19 protein-coding genes are annotated in these 21,542 nt (G+C 71.0%); 10 read left to right on the forward strand and 9 right to left on the reverse strand.

Annotation, left to right across the window (positions count from 1 at the left end; genetic code table 11):
- Positions 1 to 117: hypothetical protein (locus AWC19_RS30345; protein WP_245848624.1), on the forward strand; the 117-nt coding region annotated here is incomplete at its 5' end.
- Here AWC19_RS30345 and AWC19_RS04220 read toward each other — a convergent pair.
- Entirely contained in the window at positions 114 to 1,682 is a 1,569-nt protein-coding gene (locus tag AWC19_RS04220) for an HNH endonuclease signature motif containing protein (protein WP_085076840.1), read from the reverse strand. The genes AWC19_RS30345 and AWC19_RS04220 overlap by 4 nt on opposite strands.
- Before the next feature lie 102 nt (positions 1,683 to 1,784).
- Between AWC19_RS04220 and AWC19_RS04225 the strand changes: the two genes are divergently transcribed.
- The 3 genes from AWC19_RS04225 to rfbA are packed head-to-tail and all read left to right on the forward strand — an operon-like array spanning position 1,785 to position 3,817.
- Positions 1,785 to 2,540: a maleylpyruvate isomerase family mycothiol-dependent enzyme gene (locus AWC19_RS04225; protein ID WP_085076841.1), complete on the forward strand. Its 756-nt coding sequence runs from the start codon at positions 1,785 to 1,787 to the stop codon at positions 2,538 to 2,540.
- 29 nt (positions 2,541 to 2,569) lie between these two features.
- Positions 2,570 to 2,938: a nuclear transport factor 2 family protein gene (locus tag AWC19_RS04230; protein WP_085076842.1), complete on the forward strand. Its 369-nt coding sequence runs from the start codon at positions 2,570 to 2,572 to the stop codon at positions 2,936 to 2,938.
- 12 nt (positions 2,939 to 2,950) lie between these two features.
- Positions 2,951 to 3,817, forward strand: coding sequence for a glucose-1-phosphate thymidylyltransferase RfbA (rfbA, locus tag AWC19_RS04235; protein WP_085076843.1), 867 nt, complete (start codon positions 2,951 to 2,953; stop codon positions 3,815 to 3,817).
- Here rfbA and AWC19_RS04240 read toward each other — a convergent pair.
- The 4 genes from AWC19_RS04240 to iniR all read right to left on the reverse strand — a co-directional run bounded on the left by AWC19_RS04240 (position 3,768) and on the right by iniR (position 11,771).
- Positions 3,768 to 5,039 (reverse strand): YibE/F family protein, encoded by a 1,272-nt coding sequence (locus AWC19_RS04240; RefSeq protein ID WP_085076844.1) that lies wholly within the window; start codon positions 5,037 to 5,039, stop codon positions 3,768 to 3,770. The genes rfbA and AWC19_RS04240 overlap by 50 nt on opposite strands.
- Before the next feature lie 36 nt (positions 5,040 to 5,075).
- Positions 5,076 to 6,380 (reverse strand): pyridoxal phosphate-dependent aminotransferase, encoded by a 1,305-nt coding sequence (locus AWC19_RS04245; RefSeq protein ID WP_211284844.1) that lies wholly within the window; start codon positions 6,378 to 6,380, stop codon positions 5,076 to 5,078.
- A gap of 24 nt (positions 6,381 to 6,404) precedes the next feature.
- The gene (locus AWC19_RS04250) at positions 6,405 to 9,266 is read right to left on the reverse strand and encodes a (Fe-S)-binding protein (RefSeq protein WP_211284843.1); all 2,862 of its coding nucleotides are present in this window, start codon (positions 9,264 to 9,266) and stop codon (positions 6,405 to 6,407) included.
- Positions 9,267 to 9,368: 102 nt separating this feature from the next.
- A complete protein-coding gene (iniR, locus tag AWC19_RS04255) occupies positions 9,369 to 11,771 on the reverse strand; it encodes an isoniazid response ATPase/transcriptional regulator IniR (RefSeq protein ID WP_085076846.1) in 2,403 nt (800 codons plus the stop codon).
- 172 nt (positions 11,772 to 11,943) lie between these two features.
- Between iniR and AWC19_RS04260 the strand changes: the two genes are divergently transcribed.
- From AWC19_RS04260 to AWC19_RS29560, 3 genes are all read left to right on the forward strand, one after another.
- Positions 11,944 to 12,483, forward strand: a complete 540-nt coding sequence (locus AWC19_RS04260) for an Rv0340 family IniB-related protein (RefSeq protein WP_085076847.1) — start codon at positions 11,944 to 11,946, stop codon at positions 12,481 to 12,483.
- 230 nt (positions 12,484 to 12,713) lie between these two features.
- A complete protein-coding gene (locus AWC19_RS04265) occupies positions 12,714 to 13,529 on the forward strand; it encodes a hypothetical protein (RefSeq protein WP_142280974.1) in 816 nt (271 codons plus the stop codon).
- Between the two features lie 78 nt (positions 13,530 to 13,607).
- On the forward strand, positions 13,608 to 14,003 hold the full coding sequence (locus tag AWC19_RS29560; protein ID WP_158090828.1) for a hypothetical protein: 396 nt from the start codon (positions 13,608 to 13,610) through the stop codon (positions 14,001 to 14,003).
- Between the two features lie 86 nt (positions 14,004 to 14,089).
- Here AWC19_RS29560 and AWC19_RS04275 read toward each other — a convergent pair whose 3' ends face one another.
- Positions 14,090 to 14,401 carry a hypothetical protein gene (locus tag AWC19_RS04275; protein ID WP_085076850.1) on the reverse strand — a complete coding sequence of 104 codons (312 nt, stop codon included), beginning with the start codon at positions 14,399 to 14,401 and terminating at the stop codon, positions 14,090 to 14,092.
- Between the two features lie 30 nt (positions 14,402 to 14,431).
- On the opposite strand from AWC19_RS04275, the gene AWC19_RS31100 reads away from it, so the two are divergent.
- The 3 genes from AWC19_RS31100 to AWC19_RS04295 all read left to right on the forward strand — a co-directional run bounded on the left by AWC19_RS31100 (position 14,432) and on the right by AWC19_RS04295 (position 18,775).
- Entirely contained in the window at positions 14,432 to 15,307 is an 876-nt protein-coding gene (locus tag AWC19_RS31100) for a hypothetical protein (protein ID WP_142280975.1), read from the forward strand.
- A gap of 103 nt (positions 15,308 to 15,410) precedes the next feature.
- The gene (locus AWC19_RS04290) at positions 15,411 to 17,252 is read left to right on the forward strand and encodes a dynamin-like GTPase family protein (protein ID WP_085076853.1); all 1,842 of its coding nucleotides are present in this window, start codon (positions 15,411 to 15,413) and stop codon (positions 17,250 to 17,252) included.
- A complete protein-coding gene (locus tag AWC19_RS04295; protein WP_085076854.1) occupies positions 17,249 to 18,775 on the forward strand; it encodes a dynamin-like GTPase family protein in 1,527 nt (508 codons plus the stop codon). Before AWC19_RS04290 ends, AWC19_RS04295 begins: the two co-directional genes overlap by 4 nt.
- Here AWC19_RS04295 and AWC19_RS04300 read toward each other — a convergent pair.
- The 3 genes from AWC19_RS04300 to AWC19_RS04310 form a co-directional block, all read right to left on the reverse strand.
- Positions 18,772 to 20,442 (reverse strand): Hsp70 family protein, encoded by a 1,671-nt coding sequence (locus AWC19_RS04300; RefSeq protein ID WP_085076855.1) that lies wholly within the window; start codon positions 20,440 to 20,442, stop codon positions 18,772 to 18,774. The genes AWC19_RS04295 and AWC19_RS04300 overlap by 4 nt on opposite strands.
- A gap of 97 nt (positions 20,443 to 20,539) precedes the next feature.
- On the reverse strand, positions 20,540 to 21,109 hold the full coding sequence (locus AWC19_RS04305) for a hypothetical protein (RefSeq protein WP_085076856.1): 570 nt from the start codon (positions 21,107 to 21,109) through the stop codon (positions 20,540 to 20,542).
- A gap of 33 nt (positions 21,110 to 21,142) precedes the next feature.
- Positions 21,143 to 21,542 (reverse strand): hypothetical protein (locus AWC19_RS04310; protein ID WP_085076857.1); only part of this gene is annotated, 400 nt, incomplete at its 5' end.

The following is a 21,542-nucleotide window of genomic DNA, read 5'->3' on the forward strand; positions in this document are numbered from 1 at the left end:
GACCTGGCCGGCCGGGTGCGGGCGCGAGTCGTGGTCGACGGCCGCAACTGCCTCGACGACGCCCGCTGGCGGGAGGCGGGCTGGCGGGTGTACCGGCTGGGAGCGCCGCGACCTTAAAACGGCGGTGGTCCGTGTGGCGGCACCGGACACGTGGCCGAAGGCTTGCTTTCGGCGACGCGGTCGGCGTTGAGGGCCCGTTCGGCGTCGATGCGGCGCGCGCGGTCTTGTTCGCGGGTCCGGCGACGGGCCGGCATCATCAGGCCCCGCTGCGGCGACGGCGGTTGTGCCGTTGTGGCAACGCTCAATTCGCCGGTGGGCAAGCACAAGCTCGGGAAAAGGAGCCGGCTCCCCGGCCGGGTCACGTACTTGCGTCCGCTGGGTGAGGTCCACACGACGGTGCCGTCGGGGTACTGCTCGTCGCGCCATTCCGGCCAGAAGGTCTTGAGCAAGTGGTGTTTTCGGCAGAGGCATTTCAGGTTCGACGCGTGCGTCGGCCCGAAGGGGTAGGGGATGGTGTGGTCGATGTCGGCGAACTCGGCGGGCCGGTCACAGCCCGGGAAACGACAGGTCATATCGCGGCAGCGGATGAACCGCTCGAGGTCGGCCGAGGGGCGATAGCCGGGCTCGGGCGGGGAGTCGCCGGGATGTCGCAGCCAGCGGACCGTTGCCCCGTTGCGGATCAGCTCGGCGATCATGGGGGCCGGTATCGTGCCGCCGCCGGTGAGGTGGGCCGCGGGTTTGGCTTCGGCGGGCAGGTCGGGCTCCGCGTCGGGCGCGAGCGCCTCGGCCAGGGTCATCTCCGGGGTGATGGGCCGCGGGGCGCGCTCACCGGAGGTGTGCGGATCGGGTTCGGCGTCCAGCGTGTCCTCGTGGGCGACGACATGTATGACCACGCCGCTGGCTCGCGCGTCGGCCTCGGCGCCGGTCGGGCAGTCTGCGTTCCCGCAACCACAGGCAAGGCGGTCGGCGCCGGCGCCAAGAGCGCCGAGCGCGTCGGCGCGGCGTTGGGCGATGGTGCGCGGATCGTCGTCACAAACGTCGTTGGCCATCTGCGTCAATTTGCGGTCCAAAATGGCCCCGTCGGTGGCGAACAGCGAGCCCCAAAGTCTGGCGGTGCCCGACTGATCGTCGTCCGCTTCGATGACGACGTCGCGGCTTCGCCCGCCGACCCGGGCGCGGCGCACGGCCGCGGGGTCGTGGCGATGGACCACGGCGTCGATGGCCTGGGCGGTCTTGTTCACCGACAGGGAACCGAGTCGCGCCGCGGCGCCGGCCAGCGTCTCGTCGACCAGCCGCAGCGTGTCGGGGTCTTTGATGAGCTCGGTGTGCCACACCAGCGCGCTCGCCAGCCGGGCGCTGATAGCCCCCTCGGCAAACAGCGCCCCAACCCTGGGTAACCGGTCGCGCAGCGCAACCGCCAGATACATCTGACCGGAGGCCATCGCGTGGCTGATGCCCTGCGCCGCGGCGACTTCGGCGGCCATTGCGTCCCAGTTGTCGCACGACCAGCGCGCGCGTTCGGCGGAGCCGGCGGCGCGACGGGCCACGAACTCGGCGATCGCCGCGAGCCGGCGCGCCGCGGCGGCGGCTTCGGCACGGGCGGCGTCGGCGATCTCGGCCACCACCGCGGCGTCGTCGGCGCGCGCCAGCGCCCGGGAAGCAGGTGAGCGGGACTCGCACATATGTTCGATGGTAGTGGGCGGTCCCTCCGCGCGCCCCGGCCCAAGCCGCGGTTGTGGATAAACCTCCGACTGTGGATAAAACCCGCCGGGTAACCTGACCGCGTGGACTACGCCAGCGCATTCCTCTCCGAGAACAGCGCTTTTGCGGAGCTTTTCCGAGACGCCGATCAATCCACTCCGGTCCCGACCTGCCCGGGCTGGACGTTCACCCAGCTGCTGCGCCACGTCGGGCGCGGCGATCGGTGGGCGGCACAGATCGTGCGGGACCGGCTCGAGGAGTACCTCGACCCCCGCGACGTCGAGGGCGGCAAGCCGCCCCCGGATCCCGCCGACGCGATCTCCTGGCTGCAGGGCGGCGCGCGGCGGCTGGTCGACGCCGTCGAGCTGACGGGCGTGGAGACGCCGGTGTGGACCTTCCTCGGGCCGCGCCCGGCCAACTGGTGGATCCGGCGCCGCCTGCACGAAACGGCGGTGCACCGCGCCGACGCCGCCCTGGCGATCGGCGGCGAGTTCACGCTGGACCCCGCGATAGCGGCCGACGGGGTCACCGAATGGCTTGAGCGAGTGGCGATTCAGGCCGGACGCGACGGCGCGCCGCTGCCGCTCGAGGACGGCCACACCATGCACCTGCACGCCACCGATCCCGGGCTCGGCGAAGCGGGGGAATGGAGCATCGCCGCGGACGACGGCCGCCTCGCCTGGTCACACGAGCACGGCAAGGGCAGCGTCGCGCTGCGCGGCGGCGCCACCGAACTCCTGCTGGCGGCCACGCGCCGCGTCCCGCTGGCCGACACCGGCATCGCGATGTTCGGCGACGAAGCCGTCTGGCAGAAGTGGCTGGACCGTACCCCCTTTTAAGCCGGCCGCGACACGGTACCTTGCTGACCATGACCACATCGGAGATCGCCACCGTCCTGGCGTGGCACGACGCGCTCAACGCCGCCGACCAGGAGACCCTGGTGGCGTTGTCCAGCGACGACATCGAGATCGGCGACTCCCACGGGGCCGCGCAGGGCCACGAGGCGCTGCGCCGGTGGGCCGCCGCCCTCGAGGGCACTGCCGAGCTGGGCCGGATGTATGTGCACGACGGCGTCGTCGTCGTCGAAGAGAAGGTCACCACGCCAGACGGGGCCGTCACGAACGCCGCGTCGGCGTTCCGGGTGGTCCACGACCATGTCACGTCGGTGTTCCGGCACGGCGATCTGGCGTCGGCGCTCGCCGCGACCGAGCTCACCGAGGCCGACCTCGTCAACTAGGAGAGGGATTCGATGCGTGGAATCATCCTGGCGGGCGGGTCGGGCACCCGCCTGCATCCCATCACCATCGGCATCAGCAAGCAGCTGCTGCCGGTCTACGACAAGCCGATGGTCTACTACCCGCTGTCCACCCTGATGATGGCCGGGATCCGCGACATCCTGGTGATCACCACTCCCCACGACGCGGCCGGGTTTCAGCGCCTCCTTCGCGACGGCTCGCAATTCGGCATCAACCTGACCTATGTGCAGCAGCAGGAACCCGAGGGCCTGGCGCAGGCTTTCGTGCTCGGCGCCGACCACCTGGGTAACGACTCGGCCGCTTTGGTGTTGGGGGACAACATCTTCTACGGCCCAGGCCTGGGCACCAGCCTGAGCCGATTCCAAACCATCGACGGCGGAGCCATTTTCGCGTACTGGGTGGCCAACCCGTCGGCCTACGGTGTCGTCGAGTTCAGCGAGGACGGCATGGCGCTCTCGCTCGAGGAGAAACCGGCCACACCGAAGTCCCAGTACGCGGTCCCGGGGCTGTACTTCTACGACAACGACGTGATCGAAATCGCCAAGAACCTAAAGAAGTCCGCGCGCGGCGAGTACGAGATCACCGAGGTGAACCAGATCTACCTCAACCGCGGCCGCCTGTCGGTCGAGGTGATGGCCCGCGGGACGGCCTGGCTGGACACGGGCACGTTCGACTCGTTGCTCGACGCCAGCGACTACGTCCGCACGCTGGAACGTCGGCAGGGATTGAAGGTCAGCGTGCCCGAGGAAATCGCGTGGCGCCAGGGCTGGATCACCGACGACGAGCTAGCCACCCGCGCGCGCACCCTGGTCAAGTCGGGGTATGGCGGCTACTTGCTGGAGTTGTTGGAGCGGCGCTGATTTCGGCCGGCTTGGCCAGCACCGCGGCGATCGCGGTCGTCAGCGGAACCGAGAGGGCCAGCGCGATGCCGCCCACCGAGGAACGGGCGATCTCGATCGCGACGCTCTCGCTGATCAGCACGTCGCCCAGCGAGCGGTTGGCGACGCTGAAGAGCAGCAGCAGGGGCAGCGAGGTTCCGGCGTAGGCCAGCAGGAGCGTGTACACCGTGCTGGCGATGTGGTCGCGGCCCACCCGCAGCGCGCCCAAGAAGATGGCCCGCCGGGAGGTGTCGCCGCCGAGGTGGGCGAGCTCGAACACCGTCGACGCCTGGGTCACGGTGACGTCGTTGAGCACACCCAGCGAGCCGATGATGAACCCGGCCAGCAGCAGCCCGCTGATCGACACGTCGCCCAGATACGCCGACACCTGCGAGTTCTGGTCATCGGACAAGCCGGTGAGGTGGGCCAGTTCGACTGCGGCCCAAGATAATCCGGCGGCCAGCAACAGCGACGACAGGGTGCCCAGCAGGGCGGCGCTGGTCCGCAAGCTGACTCCGTGGGCGAGGTAGATAACGGCGTAGAGGATGGCTGCCGACGCCACCAGCGCCACCGGCAGCGCCGGTGCGCCGTCACGCAGCGCCGGCAGCAGGAACGTCACCAGCACCAAGAAGGCGACCACGATCCCGACGAGTGCGAGTAGCCCGCGCCAGCGTGCCACCGCGACGACCACCACCGCGAAGGCGACCGCGAGCGCGACCAGCGCCCAGCCGCGTTCGAAATCGTAGAACGCGTAGCTGGTCGCGCCCTGGTCGTCGACCTGACGCACGACGCGGATGCGGTCACCGGCCGCGAAGTGGGGCTGGCCCGGGCCCGGGGACGACTCCAGGAGCGTCTCGGCCCCCGCGTTCGGCCCGGAGTCGATTGCGACGACGGTCTCCACGCACCGGCCGGCTCCCGGTACCGCCGGCTGCGGCGCGGTGGTGAGCACCTGACCGGCCGACGGGCTGCCGCAGTCGCCGAGCGCGCTGGACAGCACGTGCCCCTTTTGGATGCTCGCGACGCCGCCGGGAGCGTTCTGGAACGGCATCGGGATGTCGACGTGCTGGCGGCTCGGCCACAGCAGCACCGCGCCGGCCACCACGGCCAGCCCCATCGTCAAAAGCAGCCCGACAACGAGCTTGGCCGGCAGCGGACCCAGCGGCGACGGGCCGGACGACAGGTTGTGCGAGTGCGAGTGGGTCACCCGGTCGAGGGTAGAGGGCGGTGGCCGCGAACTCGGCTACGGCCGATAGCTAGCCAGGAAGTTGCCCAGCCGCTCGATCGCCGCGGCCAGGTCACGGGACCACGGCAGGGTCACGATGCGCAGGTGATCCGGCGCGGGCCAATTGAATCCAGTGCCCTGCGTCACCAGGATCTTTTCCTGGAGCAGCAGGTCGAGGACCAGCTGCTCGTCGTCTTCGACCTCGTAGACCTCGGGGTCCAGCCGCGGAAACACGTAGAGCGCGCCCTCCGGCTTGACGCAAGACACCCCGGGGATCTCGTTGAGCTTGGTCCACGCGACGTCGCGCTGTTCGAGCAGCCGCCCGCCGGGAAGCACCAGGTCCTCGATGCTTTGGTGGCCGCCAAGCGCGACCTGAATCGCATGCTGCGCAGGCACATTCGGGCACAGCCGCATGTTGGCCAGCAGGCTGATGCCCTCGATGAAGCTGCCGGCGTGGTCCTTGGGCCCGGTGATCGCGAGCCAGCCGGCCCGGTAGCCCGCCACGCGGTAGGCCTTCGACAGGCCGTTGAACGTCAGGCACAACATGTCGGGTGCCAGCGAGGCCACGTTGATGTGCTTGGCGTCGTCGTAGAGGATCTTGTCGTAGATTTCGTCGGCCAGCAGCAGCAGCTGATGCTTGCGCGCCAGATCGACCATCTGCGTAAGGGTTTCGCGGCTGTACACCGCGCCGGTGGGGTTGTTCGGGTTGATCACCACCAACGCCTTGGTGCGCTCGGTGATCTTGGACTCCAGGTCGGCGATGTCGGGCTGCCAGTTCTGGGTCTCGTCGCACAGGTAGTGCACCGGGGTGCCGCCGGCCAGCGACGTCGACGCCGTCCACAGCGGGTAGTCCGGCGACGGAATCAACACCTGGTCGCCGTTGTCGAGCAGCGCCTGCAGCGTCATCGTGATGAGCTCGGAGACGCCGTTGCCCAAATACACGTCGTCGACGTCGAAGCGCGGGAAACCGTCGACGAGTTCGTAGCGGGTGACCACCGCGCGCCGCGCGGGCAAAATGCCCTGGGAGTCGGAGTAGCCCTGCGCGTAGGGCAGGGCCTGAATCATGTCGCGCATGATCACGTCGGGCGCCTCGAAGCCGAACGGCGCCGGGTTGCCGATGTTGAGCTTGAGGATGCGGTGGCCCTCGGCCTCCAGGCGCGCCGCGTGCTGGTGCACCGGGCCGCGGATCTCGTACAGAACGTCCTGCAGCTTGGACGACTGCGCGAAGGCCCGCTGCCGGTGATGGCCGAGTGGATGACCGGTGTGCACGGGCAACTGGTGAGTAGTCACGTCACCTATGGTGCCATCGTTGTCGAATGAAATTTGCTGACGGCCCCAAATTCGCGGTCAGCGCTTGCCCGGTGGCCGGGCTCCGCGCGCGATGCCCAGCCCCTTGACGGGCGGTGCGGGCTTTGCTGCGTCGCCGTCGGATTCAGTGGATGGCTCGGCTTTTTGCGCGGGCTCGGCCTTGGCTTCCGGCTGCTGCTCGGCCGGGGCCTCGGTGGCCTTGGCTTTCTCCGAAGCTTTCTCCCCGGACGCCGGGGCCGCGGCCTTCTTCGCGCCGGGCCGCTTGGCCCCGGCGGCGATGCCCAGCCCCTTGGCGGGTGCGGCGGGAGCTTTGGCTTCGGTCTTGTCCGCAGCGGCCGGCGCTGCCGACTTCTTGGCGCCCGGTCGTTTCGCCCCGGCGGCGATGCCCAGCCCCTTGGCGGGCGCCGCGGGCGCGGCCGACTCGGCGGGTGCCTCGGTGGCTTTCGCGGCGGGTGCGGCCGCCCCGGCCTTCTTCGCGCCGGGCCGCTTGGCCCCGCCGGCGATGCCCAGCCCCTTGGCGGGTGCGGCCGCCTTGGCGGCCTTCTGCGGCTCGGCCTCCTTGGCGGGCGCGGGCTCCTCGGCCTTGGCCGGTGCCGGGGGTGCCTGCGCCGGCGCCGCGGCCGCCTTGGGCGCCTTGGCGGCGCGTTTCTCGGCTTCCTTTGCGGCGGTGCCCTTTTCGGGCAGCGTCGCCTTGTCGTACTCGAGCGACCCGAGCAACACCTGGGCCACGTCGAGGACCTCCACGCCGCTGCGGCCGGCCTCCTCCTGCCGGTCGTTGACGCCGTCGGTGACCATCACCCGGCAGAACGGGCAGCCGGTGGCGATGGTGGCGGCGTTGGTGGCCAGCGCCTCGTCGACGCGCTCGTGGTTGATCCGCTTGCCGATGTGCTCTTCCATCCACATCCGGGCGCCGCCCGCGCCGCAGCAGAAGCTGCGCTCGGCGTGCCGCGGCATCTCGGTGAGGGTGGCTCCCGCGGCGCCGATCAGCTCGCGCGGCGCCTCGTACACCTTGTTGTGCCGGCCCAGGTAGCACGGGTCGTGGTAGGTGATCTCCTGCGAAACCGGCTTCACCGGCACCAGCTTGTTGTCGCGGATCAACCGGTTGAGCAGCTGGGTGTGGTGCAGCACCGTGTAGTTGGAGCCCAGCTGCCGGTATTCGCGGCCCAGGGTGTTGAAGCAGTGCGGGCAGGTGACGACGATCTTTCGGTCGACGGTCTCCACGCCCTCGAACACCCCGTCCAGCGTCTCGACGGCCTGCTGGGCCAGTTGCTGGAACAAGAACTCGTTGCCCGAGCGGCGCGCCGAGTCGCCGTTGCAGGTCTCGCCGGTCCCCAGCACGAGGTACTTCACGCCCGCGATGGCGAGCAGCTCGGCGACGGCCTTCGTGGTCTTCTTCGCCTTGTCGTCGTAGGCGCCGGCGCAGCCCACCCAGAACAGGTACTCGAACCCGTCGAAGCTGTCGACGTCCTGGCCGTAGACCGGGACGTCGAAGTCGACCTCGTCGATCCAGCTGGTGCGGTCGGAGGCATTTTGGCCCCACGGATTGGCTTTGGTCTCAAGGTTTTTGAACAGCACCGACAGCTCGGAGGGGAACTCCGATTCCATCATGACCTGGTAGCGGCGCATGTCGACGATGTGGTCGACGTGCTCGATGTCCACCGGGCACTGCTCGACGCATGCGCCGCAGGTCACACACGACCACAGCACGTCGGGGTCGATGACGCCGCCCTGCTCGGCGGTGCCCACCAGCGGGCGGGTCGCCTGCTCGGGGCCGGACCCCATCACGCGGCCGAAGCCGGACTCGGGCACGTGGTGTTCCTCGGCGTGCTTCTCACCGGCCAGTTTCTCGCCGAGGCCGCCCTCCGGCGTGCTCTCGGCGGGACTCTCCTTGTCGCCCAGGATGTAGGGCGCCTTGGCCATCCAGTGGTCGCGCAGGTCCATGATGACGAGCTTGGGCGACAACGGTTTTCCGGTGTTCCACGCCGGACATTGCGACTGGCAGCGGCCGCACTCGGTACAGGTGGCAAAGTCGAGCATGGCCTTCCAGCTGAAGTCCTCGATCTTGCCGCGACCGAATTCGGCGTCGTCGGGCGGGTTTTCGAAGTCGATCGGCTTTCCGTCGGCCTCGAGCGGCAGCAGCGGGCCAAGCCCGTCGGGCAGCCGCTTGAAGATGACGTTGATGGGCGCGGAGAAGATGTGCAGGTGCTTGGAGTGCAGCACGATGATCAAGAACGTCAGCATCACCCCGATGTGCAACAGCAGGGCAACGGTTTCGATGTATTCGTTGGCCGGCTGGCCGAGCGGGCGCAAAATCACGCCGAAGAGCTGGGAGAGGAACGCGCCCTTGCCGTAGGGCAGCGTGCCGTTGTTGACCGCGGACCCACGGACCAGCACGTAGGTCCAGATGACGTTGAAGATCATGAACAGGATCAGCCAGGCACCGCCGGTGTGCGAGCCGTAGAACCGCGACGAGCGGCCGATCTCCCGCGGGCTGCGCGTCAGACGGATGATGGCGAAGGTGGTGATGCCGAGGAAGACGGCCGTCGCGAAGAAGTCCTGCAGGAAACCCAGCACGTCCCACCGGCCGATGATCGGGATGTGGAAGTGGTCCTGGAACAGCAGCCCATAGGCCTCGATGTACACCGTGAGCAGGATGAAAAAGCCCCACATGGTGAAAAAGTGCGCCAGGCCGGGAATCGACCACTTCAACAGCCGCCGCTGCCCGAAGACCTCGGCGATCTCCGTCCAGACCCGTCTGCCGACGTCGTTGGTGTGCCCGGGGGCCGGCTTTCCGGAGGTCACCAGCTTGAACAGCCACAGGACACGCCGTGCGGCGAAGGCGAGCACGATCAGCGTCATGCCCATGCCCACTATCAACCTGATGAGCATCTGCGTGGTCACAGAAGTCTCCCCAATGCGTAGTTACTCGCGGAACGCTTTTTTGCCTGCTTAGGCCCCGCTCATAGTTACATCTTTAAGCGTTTCGGTGCGAGATAGGCTGCCCTAACCCTCCGGACCCAGCATGGCACGCAGCATCGACAACATCTCCGAACGCGAGCCGGCGCCCAGCCGGCGACGGATGCGGGCGACGTGATGCTCGACCGTCTTCGCCGAAATGAACAGCTGGCCGCCGATGTCGCGGTAGGGCATGCCCAGCAGCAGCAGCTCGGCGACTTCGCGTTCGCGATCCGACAGCGGCGAGCCCGCCGGCGGGTGGTGCGCCGCCGAGGGGGCCTCGGCCTCTGGTGCGACGGGCGCCTCGGCCGGACCGGCGCCGAGCTTGAGGTCGCGGCCGAGCTGCAGCATCGCCCCGGACACCCGGCCGTCGGGCGCTTGCAGCGCGGCCTGCCCGGCCAGCCGGGTCGCGTCAGAGGTCAGGCCGACGCTCGCCAACGAGCGGGCCGCCGCGCTGACCTCGTCGGCGTCGACCTGGTCGGCCAGCACCCTGAGCCACGTGCGCCCGGCGCCGGAGAGCGCCCGGGCAAGGGCGCTCTCGGCGGCCGCCGCGCCGAGGGCTTGTCCGTGGGGTGCGACGGCTTCGGGTGAATTGGCGAGGATTCCGGCGTGCACGCCGGCCCAATGCAGGGGGACGGCCCACAACGGCGGGTTGCCCAGCGCGTCCAGCAGCCCCAGCGCCCGATCCAGGCTGTGGCGCAGCCGGTCGACCTGGCGCACTCGGGCGGCCGCCACCCACAACTCTCCCAGCGGCAGCAGCGCGAAGAGATCGAGGGAGTACTCCGCCAGCACTTCCATGGCCGCATGCCAGTGTTTGTGCAGGGCGCCCGCGTCGCCGGCGCGGCGGGCGATCGCGGTCTGCAACGCCGCGGCCCACAAGGCGTCCCGGGGATGCAACCCGGCGGAGCCGACTGCCGCGGCGTCCGCGGCTGCCGAAGTCAGCTGGCCGTCCTGCATCTTGATCCAGCCGGACAACAAGGTGTGGCGGTGCTCGAACAGCGGGTCGCCGCCGCCGCGCACGGCCCGCGCGATCACGCTGCGCGCGCGGACGGGGTCGCCGCCGTGGATCGCCGCCAGGGTAACCAGCGCCGCGGGACTGTCGGGAAGGACCACGCCCAGGGATCGCTCGGCGGCCGGCGCCTGGCCGAGCGTGGCCATCGCCGCCGGGTACGGCTGGTCCAACGTGAGCAGCAGCCCCTCGGCAAGGCTGCGCGCGGCGCGGGCGGCCATGGTGGGCGGGCCGGTGTCCTTGACCCGCAAGGCATTTCGCGCCGCCGCCACGTCACCGGTGGCGATATGCGCGATCGCTGCCGCCGCGCCGACGACGGTAGCCGGATGGGGTCCCAGCCAGCCGAACAGTTCGGCGGCCTGGTTCGCGTTGCCGTCATGGGCCGCGACGCTGGCGGCGATCCGCACCGCCGAAGCCCGCTCGGCGGGGTCCGCCGAGCCGAGCAGGTCGTCGGCCAAGGCGGCCGCGGCCGCGCAATCCCCGGCGAGGGCCAGCGCGTCGGCGACGTGCGACCGCAGCGCTTCGGCGCCGGCGTCGACCGCCGCCTGGTAGAGCCGCGCGGCCCGCACCGCATCGCCGCGGACCGCCGCGGCCCGCTGGGCGAGGATGGCCGCCAGCCCGTCCTCGCGCAAACCGTGTTCGGCGAGCTCGAGCGCGAAATCCGTTGACAGCGTCGACATCTCGAGCTGCGAGCGCACGACCGCTCTTTCCACCTCGCGGTGGCGCGCGTTGCCGACGATGTTCGCGACCACCGCGTGCACCGACTGCACGAACTCCGCACTGTGCGACGGCTCGACGAGCCCGGTCGCGCGCGCCCGATCCACCAGTCGACGCGCCTCCAGCGCCGAAACGCCAAGCGCCGCAGCCACATCCGCGGCGCCCAGGCCTTGGGTCAGGCTCAAGACGAGAAGCGTGTCCAAAGTTGGCTCGTCGAGGCGGCGCAATCGCTGGATCAACGCGAGCCGGGCCGCCTGCGCCGGCGGGTGCGTCGCGTCGGCCACGGCGCGCAGCAAAAACGGCAGCCCGGCCGTGCAGCCCGCAAGGTGCTCGTCGACCGGCAACGGGCCGAGCGCGATGCGACGCCCGTCCCGCTCGATGGCCACGGTCAGGTCGCGCAGCCGCTCCTGCGGCTCGCCCGCAACTACGACCGTCGCACCGGGGTCGGTGGCGCGCGCGGTGAGGGCGAGCAGTTCGGCGTCGGTCAGCGCCTCGGCGTCGTCGATCACGAAGGGCGCGTCGGGCGGGTCCCCTTCGCGGGGAGGGCGCGCCCACACCGTCAGCCCCGCACTCCTGAGCGCCGCGCGGGCCGCGGCGAGAACGGCGCTCTTGCCGGTGCCGATGCCGCCGCTGATCATTAGCTTTACCGGTGTCGTCGGGGCGTCGGCCAGGGCCTGGATCGCGTCGCGCGCGCTCGGCGGGACGTCGGTCGGGGCGCCTCCCATATCGTGGATCCCCTTCCCGATTCGGCGGATCGGGCCCGGCACGCGACCCCAAGTCCCCTAATAGGGGACCCCCTAATAGTGCCGCAGGGGAGGTGGGTTGCGCACCGATCCCAGCGGCGGGTTCCGCCGATAGCATCGGGATGTCCGGCGGAGCGCATTGAGGAGGTGAGCGGTGGCGAACTCATTGCTCGACTTCGTCATCTCCGTCGTGCGCGATCCCGACGCCGCCGCGCGCTACGCCGCCGACCCGGCGCAGGCGATCGCGGACGCCCACCTTACCGGCGTGACCAGCGCCGACGTTAACAACTTGATTCCAATGGTGTCGGACTCGTTGTCCATGGCGGGCCCCACGGGCGCCGGCCTCGGAGCGGCCGCGGCCGATCACGGCAACGTATGGGCAAGCGGCGCGGCCGCCGCGGCGCTCGACGCGTTCACCCCCCACGGCACCCCATCCGTCGTGCAGTCGCACGGTCCGCTGGGCGGCGTGATCAGCCCGCCGCCGAGCCCCGCGCCCGCCGATGCGCCGCCTCATCCGCAGCCGGTGTGGCCCGACCCGCACGAACCATCGGTCCAGCTCACCGGCATGGAAACGCCCGACGGCGTCGTCGAGCACGGCGCGTTCGCGGCGCACGATCCGAGTGCCTGGGACCACTCGGTCGACCACCCGCACGCCGTCCAGCCCGACCACCATGACTTCGGTCTGCTCGGCTGAGTGATTCCCCAAAGGCAAGGCGCGTTGGGCGTCAGCATGGCGCTGACCTGCGCAAATGCCGATCCCTAAAATCCCCTAACCCCCTAATGGAGCCACCCCCTCCACCCCAGAGGGCGGCTCAGCTTCTGGGGGCTCGCACCCCGATTCCGGGCGGCCGCCAAATCCATAGCCTGTATATGGAAACGCCGGTCCACCCGGCGAGAGGCTTCAAGATCCGGAGGGAACCCATCATGGACGCGCTGATCGGATACATCCTGTCGCTGTTTGCCAGCCCCGAAGCGGCGCAAGCGTTCCTGAACGGTCCCGAGCAGGCGATGAGCGTCGCCGGGATCAATGCGGCGCCCGAAGAGTTCGCGCTCGCGGCGGCGAACGCGCTGCCCGGAGTCGACCTCGGCGGCGACCCGGTCGGCGCCTTGCAGCAGGTTTTGACCGACCAGTACGGCTACGCCCCCGCTTACGGCGGGTACGAGCCCTACGGCGGCGGATACGAGCCCTACGGCGGGTACGCGCCCAGCTTGATTTCTGCGGTCGCCGACGACGGGGCCGCGCTGGTGGGCGACGCCGTCGCCCCCGTCGTGTACGGCACCGACGCCGTCCTGAGCGACGGCGGCGCCATCGTCGGCGGTTTGGGCGCAGGATTGGTCGATGCGGTCGACGCCGGGCTGTGGAACGCGGCCGACGGGGGTTTCGTCGGACAGGATGGCGGGCTCGGCTGGCAGCCCGGCTGGGGTGCGTTCGGCCCGGGCACCGGTGAGTTCGGTGGCGGCTTCGGCCCTGGCTGGGGTGCTTCCGGCCCGGCTGGGGTGATTTTCGGCCCGGCTGGGGTCCGGGCTGGGGCGGCGGTTTCGGTCCCGGCTGTGGCCCTGGATTCGGGGGCTTCGGCCCCGGAATCGGGCCCGGCTGGGGTCCGTTCGGCCCGGGACCGTTGCTTGGCGGCGGCATCGGCGGTGGAGTCGGTCTCGGTGCCGAGATCAGCGCCGGCCTCGGCCTTGGAGTTGGTGTCGGCGGTGGCGCTGCGTTGGGCGCCGAGATCAATGCCGGCCTGAACTTTGGGCTCGGGGCCGGATTGGGCGCCGCGACCGGCTTCGGTTTCGGTGGTCAGGCGGGTCTGGGCGCTCAGGTCGGTGCCGGCTTGGGTCTTGGGCTCGGCGGGGGTCTGGGCGCGGGAACCGGCTTTGGATTGGGTGGCCAGGCGGGCCTCAATGCCGGGCTGGGCGCTGGTTTCGGCGCGAGGACCGGACTTGGTCTCGGTGGCGTTGCCGGACTGGGTGGCGGCGCTGGCTTCGGCGGCGGCGTCGGCCTGGGGACTCGCGCTGGATTCGGGGGCAACGTGGGGTTGGCCGGCGGGGCTGGCGTTGGTGGTGAAGCCGGCCTTGGCGGCGGTGTCGGATTGGGCGCCACCGCCGGTCTCGGCGGTAGCGCGGACCTCGCGGGCGGAGCCGGTCTCGGTGGCCGGGTCGGTCTGGCCGGTCAAGCCGGATTGGCTGGCGGCGCCGGTCTCGGCGGCGGCGTGGGTCTAGGAGCCGGGGCCGGACTTGGTGGCCGGGTCGGTTTGGCCGGTCAAGCCGGACTGGCCGGCGGCGCCGGTCTTGGTGGTCAGGCGGCGCTAAGTGGTGCAGCCGGGCTCGGTGGTGCGGCTGGACTCGGTGGTCAGGCCGCGCTGGGCGGTCAGGCTGGGCTTGGTGGTGCGGCTGGGCTTGGTGGCGGCGCTGGTCTGGGTGGCGCTGCGGGGCTGGGTGGTCAGGCTGGGTTGGGCGCTGGTGCTGGCCTCGCCGGAGGCGGTGGCCTCGCTGCCGGCGGCGGCGCGGGCGGTCAGGCCGGTCTTGCGGCCGGCGCGGGGCTGGCCAGCGCGGCCAACGCAAGTGGCCTCCCCGCCGGCGGCGGGAACGCGGCGCTCGCGTCCGGGACGAGCGGTCAAGCGGGACTCATCGCCAGTGAGGGTGCTGCGTTGAACGGTGCCGCCACTCCCCACGTCGCCAGCCCGCTGGCGGGCGTCGGCGTCGGCGGTCAGGCCGGGGCCAACGCGGCGGGCGCTGCCGGCTTGGGCATCGGCGGCGACCGCAGCAGCGCGATTCTCAGCGGTGACAGCGCCGCCCTGGGTGGCGGGCACGTGACACCACAGACCGCGGCTCCGTCCGTCGCCGGCGGGGCCGGCTTGGGCGGCCACGCTGCCGGCGGTGGCACCACGGCGGGTGCCTTTGGCGCCCCGGCCCCGGCAGCCGGCGCGGGTCTTGACGGCCACGTGGGCGGCAGTGGCACCGCGGCGGGCGGGTTCGGCGCTCCGACCCCGACCGGCGGCACGGGCGCTCCGGCCCCGACCGGCGGACCCGGGGGCGGGGCCCACGGCCAGATCCTCGGTCAGGAGGGCGCCGAGCTGGGCGCCGGGGCGCCGGCCAACGCCGGCGGCGTCCCCGCCCAGCACGCCCCGGCGACTCCCGGCGGGCACGGCCCGGTCATCCCGGGCGCTGGCACCGGCGGCACGGTCGGCGGTCACACGGCACCGCCGTCCAACCCCGGGCCGGTCATCCAGAGTCCCGGCGGCGGTCCCGTCAGCCACGGCGGCACCGGCACGCCGGTAATCCAGCAGCCCGGGCACGCGCCGGCCCCGGTCGACCACGCGCCCGCTCCGGTTCACCACGCGCCGGCCCCGATCCCGCACTCACCGGCCCCGATCCCGCACTCACCGGCTCCGGTTGAGCACTCACCGGCGCCGCCGCCGCACAGCCCGTCGGTGTTCGAGGGCACCCCGCACGCACCCGCGCCCGTGCACGCCCCGGCGCCGGCGCCGCACCCGGCGCCCGCGCATATTGGGCCGCACGGCTGACGATTCCGGTCGAGCGCCGAGACGGCGGGGGCCTTTTAGGGTCCCCGCCGCTTCGCGAATACCGTGATCTCGGCGCATCTCAGCGAGAAAGTGGGGCAGCAGGGTGACCCAACCCGACGACCCGCGGCGGATCAACGTCATCGTCGAGTTGATCGATCACACCGTCGCCATCGCGCAACTCAACGACCGCGGCGACCTGGCCGAGCGGCTGACCCGGTGCCGCGAGCGCATCCTCGACCCGCAGATCCGTGTGGTGATCGCCGGGCAGCTCAAGCAGGGCAAGAGCCAACTGCTCAACTCGCTGCTGAACTTGCCGGTGGCGCGCGTCGGCGACGACGAGGCCACCGTGGTGATCACCGTCGTCAGCTACGGCGACCCGCCGTCGGCGCGGCTGATCGTGGCGGCGGGACCCAACGGCGAACCGGCGGCGGTCGACATCCCCGTCGATGACGTCAGCACCGACCTGCGCCAGGCCCCCCAAGCCGGCAACCGCGAGGTGCTGCGCGTCGAGATCAGCGCACCCAGCCCGCTGCTGCAGGGCGGGCTGGCGTTCATCGACACCCCGGGCGTGGGCGGGCACGGGCAGCCGCACCTGTCGGCGACGCTCGGGCTGTTGCCGGACGCCGACGCCCTGTTGATGGTCAGCGACACCAGCCAGGAACTCACCGAGCCGGAGATGCGGTTCATCCGCCAGGCGTATCGAATTTGCCCCGTCGCGGTGCTGGTGGCCACCAAGACCGACCTGTACCCGCACTGGCGCGACATCGTCACCGCCAACACCGCGCACCTACAGCGCGCCGGCGTGCCGATCCCGATCCTGCCGGTCTCGTCGCTGCTGCGCAGCCATGCCGTCACGCTCAACGACAAAGAACTCAACGACGAGTCCAACTTCCCGTCGATCGTCAAGTTCCTCAGCGAGCAGGTGCTGTCCCGTCAGAACGACCGGGTCCGCGACCAGGTTCTCTCCGAAATCCGTTCGGCGGCAGAGCAATTGGCCATGGCCGTGGGCTCGGAGCTGGCCGTCATCGACGACCCGGACTTCCGGGACCGCCTGTCGGAGGATCTCGAGCGACGCAAGCGCGAAGCGCAGGACGCGCTCGACCAGTCCGCGATGTGGCAACAGGTGCTCAACGACGGGTTCACCGACCTGTACGCCGACGTCGACCATGATTTGCGGGCCCGCTTCCGCGCGCTCACCGAGGACATCGAGCGCCAGATCGACACCTGCGATCCGACCCGCCATTGGGCCGAGATCGGCTCGGACGTCGAGGAAGCGGTCGCCACCGCGGTCGGCGACAACTTCGTGTGGGCCTACCAGCGGGCCGAGGCCCTGGCCGACGACGTGGCCCGCTCCTTCGCCGACGCCGGACTGCACTCGGTGATGTCTCCCGAACTGACCGGCCGCCTGATGGGCGCTGAGTTCGGCCGGCTCAGCACGGTGGCCGAGCTGGACTCCAAGCCGGCGGGTAGGGCGCAGAAGGTGGTGACCGGGCTGCGCGGCTCCTACGGCGGCGTCGTGATGATCGGGATGTTGTCATCGGTGGCCGGGCTTGGCCTGTTCAACCCGCTGTCGGTGGGGGCCGGCCTGTTATTGGGTCGGATGGCCTACAAAGAGGACCGGGAAAATCGGCTGTTGCGGGCGCGCGCCGAGGCCAAGACCAACGTGCGGCGCTTCGTCGACGACGTGTCGTTCGTCGTCGGCAAGGAACAGCGGGACCGGCTCAAGACGATCCAACGCCGCCTGCGCGACCACTATCGCGACATCGCCACCGAACTCACCCGCTCGCTCAACGAATCCCTGCAGGCCACTCTGACCGCCGCCCATGTCGAGGAAACGGAGCGCCAAAATAGGGTGCGTGAACTGGAGCGGCAGTTGAACATTTTGGACCAGGTCATCGACAACGTGGACAAACTGACACCCCCGGTGACCATAGGCCGGTCGTGAGCACCAGCGACCAGGTCCGCGCGATCCTCGGCGGAACCATCCAGGCCTACCGGGGCGAACCGGCGTACCGAAACCGCCCCGACGTCTTCTACGAACTGGACCGCATCGGCGCGCGGCTCAACGAACCGATCCGCGTCGCGCTGGCCGGCACCCTCAAGGCCGGAAAGTCCACGCTGCTCAACGCGTTGGTGGGCGAAGACATCGCCCCGACGGACGCCACCGAGGCGACGCGGCTCGTGACGTGGTTCCGGCACGGCCCGACGCCCAAGGTCACCGCGAACCATTGGGGCGGAAGGCATTCCAACGTCCCGATCAACCGCCGTGTCGGACCGCAAGGCGGCCTCACCTTCGACTTCCGCGCGCTCGACCCCGCCGACGTGGCCGACCTCGACGTCGAGTGGCCCGCCGAAGAACTCGTCAACACCACCATCATCGACACCCCCGGAACGTCGTCGCTGACGCGCGACATCTCCGAGCGCACGCTGCGGTTGCTGCTGCCGCCCGACGGGGTGCCGCGGGTGGACGCGGTGGTGTTCCTGTTGCGCACCCTCAACGCCCCCGACATCGCGCTGCTCAAACAGATCGGCCACCTCGTCGGCGGCGCGGCCGGGGCGCTCGGCATCATCGGGGTGGCGTCGCGGGCCGACGAGATCGGCGCGGGCCGCATCGACGCGATGCTCTCGGCCGCTGACGTGGCCACCCGGTTCACCCGCGAGCTGAATCAGACCGGCATCTGCCAGGCGGTGGTGCCGGTGTCCGGGCTGCTGGCGCTGACCGCGCGAACGCTGCGCCAAAGCGAGTTCGTCGCGCTGCAGAAGCTCGCCGGCGCCGACCACGGCGCGCTCACCAAGGCCATGCTGAGCGTGGATCGCTTCGTGCGCGCCGACAGCGCGTTGCCCGTCGACGCGGCGACCCGCGCGCAGCTGCTGGAGCGGTTCGGCATGTTCGGCCTTCGCATTTCGCTCGCCGTGCTGGCCGCGGGGGTCACCGACGCCGCGGGACTGGCCGACGAACTGCTGGAGCGCAGCGGGCTGGTGGCGCTGCGCCGGGTCATCGACCAGCAGTTCGCGCAGCGCGCCGACCTGCTCAAGGCCCACACCGCGCTGGTGTCGTTGCGCAGGTTCGTCGAGGCGTTCCCGATCGTGGCGACGCCCTACATCGTCGCCGACATCGACCCGCTGCTCGCCGACACCCACGCCTTCGAAGAGCTTAGGCTGCTCAGCCAACTCCATTGCCGCCCAACCACTTTGAACGAGGACGAGATCGCCTCGCTGCGCCGCATCATCGGCGGGTCGGGCACCGATCCGGCGGCCCGGCTGGGCCTGAACCCCGACGAGCCCTACGGGCAGGAAGGTCCGCGCGCGGCATTCGCCGCGGCCCAGCGTTGGCGCCGCCGCGCCGAGCACCCCCTCAACGACCCGTTCACCACCCGGGCCTGCCGCGCGGCGGTGCGCAGCGCCGAGGCGCTGGTCGCCGATTTCGTCGCGCGCGGCTACGACATGTCCAACGTGCCGCCGCGCTAGCCGCCGGGGCCCACGGGTTGCGGCACGATCGGCGGCAGCGGCAATCGCCGTGACCGGCTGGTCGGCGGGGCCGAGGTGGTCGGGGGCGCCGCGGTGGTCGTCGGCGCGGCGGTGGTGGTCGGCTGGGTCGTGGTGGTCGGTGCCGCCGTCGTCGTGGTGGTCGCAGGCGGCGGGTTGGTTGTCGTGGTTGCCGGGGGCGGCTGCGTGGACGGCGGGGGTGGCGGCGGGAGCACCGTCACGGTGGTGCTGTCGTTGGGTCCGGTGATGGTCACCGTCTGCGAGGTCTGCGGCGGCGCCGGCTCGTTGGGCGGGGTGGTGTTGACCGGACTGGTCTTGGTGCGGCCCAGGGTCAGCGCCAACACCACGGCCACCAGCACCGCCACCAGCGCCCCGACCACGGTGAGCACCAGCGCCGTGCGCTTGTACCACGGCAGCGCCGCACCCGCGGCGGCATCGCGGTCGCGGTCGTCGAAACCCGTTGCCTCGCGGGTGTATTCGCCGGTGGCGTCGCGGCCGGTGTAGGGCACCGGCTCGGCCGCCTCGTCGGCGTCCTGCGACCACGCCAGGGGTGCGGCGCCAGGCGCCACCCGGGCGGTCTGGACCATTTCGGTGGGCGTCTCGACCATGGGGCTCGCGGCGGTCGCGACACCCGCCTCACCCTGCCGCTGGCCGAGGGCCGCGGCGCCGACGGCCGCGCTGGCCGCGGGCTGGGGGGCGGTGTGGATCGGGACCCGCAGGCGCCCGGACAGGCGCGGGCCGAGCAGCGGGATGCTCGCGCCCCCGCCGACGGCCGCGACGGCCGCCAGGTTGCCGGGCGTAATCCCGTTGCGTTGCAACGTTTCTTCTAACCGGATGAGGAACCGGTCCAGTGGGTCGGCGATGAGCTGATCGAAGTCGGAGCGTGACAGCTGCGGCCCGCCGGCCCCGACCGTCGCCACCGCGGCCGTCGACAGCTGTTCCTTGGCGCGCCGGCATTCGCCGAGCAGCCGAGACCGGGAGCCGATTCGCGCGGTGCTGCCCAGGTCGAGGCTGGTGGCGTCGGAGGCGCCGGACTGCACGTATTCGAAGATGAGCTGATCGATTGTGTCGCCGGAGAATTCGGTTGACCGCACCGTCGGGCCGAGCTGCTGAAAGTTCGCCGAGGCGTTCGCCAGCGTGATGCTGGTGCCGCCGGCGCCGAAGTCGCACAGGGCGACGACGCCGCCCGTCGGGAATCCCGGGGTGCCGCGCAGCGCCGCCAGGGCTGCCGTGGCGTCGGAGACCAGCACGGGGGACACGCCGTCGCGGTTGAGCTCGGGCTGGGCGAAGAACTCGTCGCGCAGCGCGTTGGTCTGGGCCTCGGACCAATAGGCGGGGACGGCGACGGTGACCGGCGTCCCGTAGCCGACCGTGCGGGCCATCGCCTCGATCGCCTCGACGGTCAGGACCTCGCCCAGGTACTTCGTGCCGTCGGCCGCCACCAGGGGGGACCGGTCACCGACCCGCTCGACGAACCCGCGCAGCACCAGCCCCTGCTCGGTCAGGTTCGGGTTTTCCTCCGGCAGGCCGATTTCGGTGGGCCGGTGCTCGAACAGCGTCAACACCGAGCTGCGGATCACCGGGGCGCCACCCGCGCGGACCGCAACCAGGTTGGCCGCCCCGATCGACAACCCGAGCGACTCGCTCATATCGCACGCTCCCGTGTTCGTTGGCTCACTGGCGATGGCCCGGCGGTCGGCATCACGACGGTCATGGACTCCAGCGAGTCTAGGAGCGCGGGCGGGGTCACCGGCCGGGCGGCAGCGTGATCACGGTCGGCACCTCGGGGATGGTGATCACCGAGGGCAGCTGCGGCAGGTGGTGGCGGTGCGTGGGCGGCTGTTGGGTCGGCTGCCGCGTCGGCTGGTGGGTGGGTTGCTGGGCCGGCGGCTCGGCCGCGCTGCTGGTGGGCGCTTCGGTCGTCGTCGACGGCTCGGCGGTGGTCGTGGTGGTGGGCGGCACCGTCGTGCTGGTCGTGCTCGTGGTGCTCGGCGCGGTGGTGCTGGTGCTGGGGGTGTGGCCGGTGCCTTGGTCGCCGCCGATCAGCTCCATCAGGCCGTAGACGATCAGCGCGATCAGGACCAAAACCGCCAGGACCCCGGCGATGATCCCGGCGGGCCTGCGGTACCAGGGAGTGGGCTCGGTTTCCTCGTCGAACGGGTCGCGGGATTCGGCCGGCCACGCCTCCTCGGTCGGGGGTCCGGCAGGCGGCGGCGCGTTCGGCGGGGTCCCTCCGGGACGGGCCGGGGGTCCGCCGTAGTCGCGATACTGCGTCTGCTGATTGTGGAAGTCGTCCGGTGGGCCGTTGGGTGCCACGGCACCGATGGTACTGACGCGACCTGTGGCAGCTCAGAACGTGTTGACCTTCTCGATGCTGACGAACATGCCGTGGTGGGTGCGGTCGTTGGTGAAGCGCGTCCCGTCGGCGGTGGCGTTGATGGTCCAGCCCTGCGCCGCGTAGGTCTTGTAGTCGAGGGTGACGGTCGGGATCGCCCCGAGGTTGCCCAGCACCCACTGCACGTTGCCGCTGGCGCTGATGCTGACGCCGTTGGCGTGCTCACCGTCCTGCAGCGGCGAGTTGGTGAACGGCGCCTCGCACCCGACGGTTTCCTTGTTGATCTGGCAGCGGGTCATGCCGGACTTGGTCTCGATGAAGACGTAGCCGTTGTGGTCGGGCGGCAACGGGATCGCGCCGGCCGGCGCGGTGGGCGTGGCCGGGCCGGACGGGCCGGGGGAGGGGGCCGGGGCA

Source organism: Mycobacterium palustre (assembly GCF_002101785.1).
In the GTDB taxonomy this organism is placed as follows: domain Bacteria; phylum Actinomycetota; class Actinomycetes; order Mycobacteriales; family Mycobacteriaceae; genus Mycobacterium; species Mycobacterium palustre.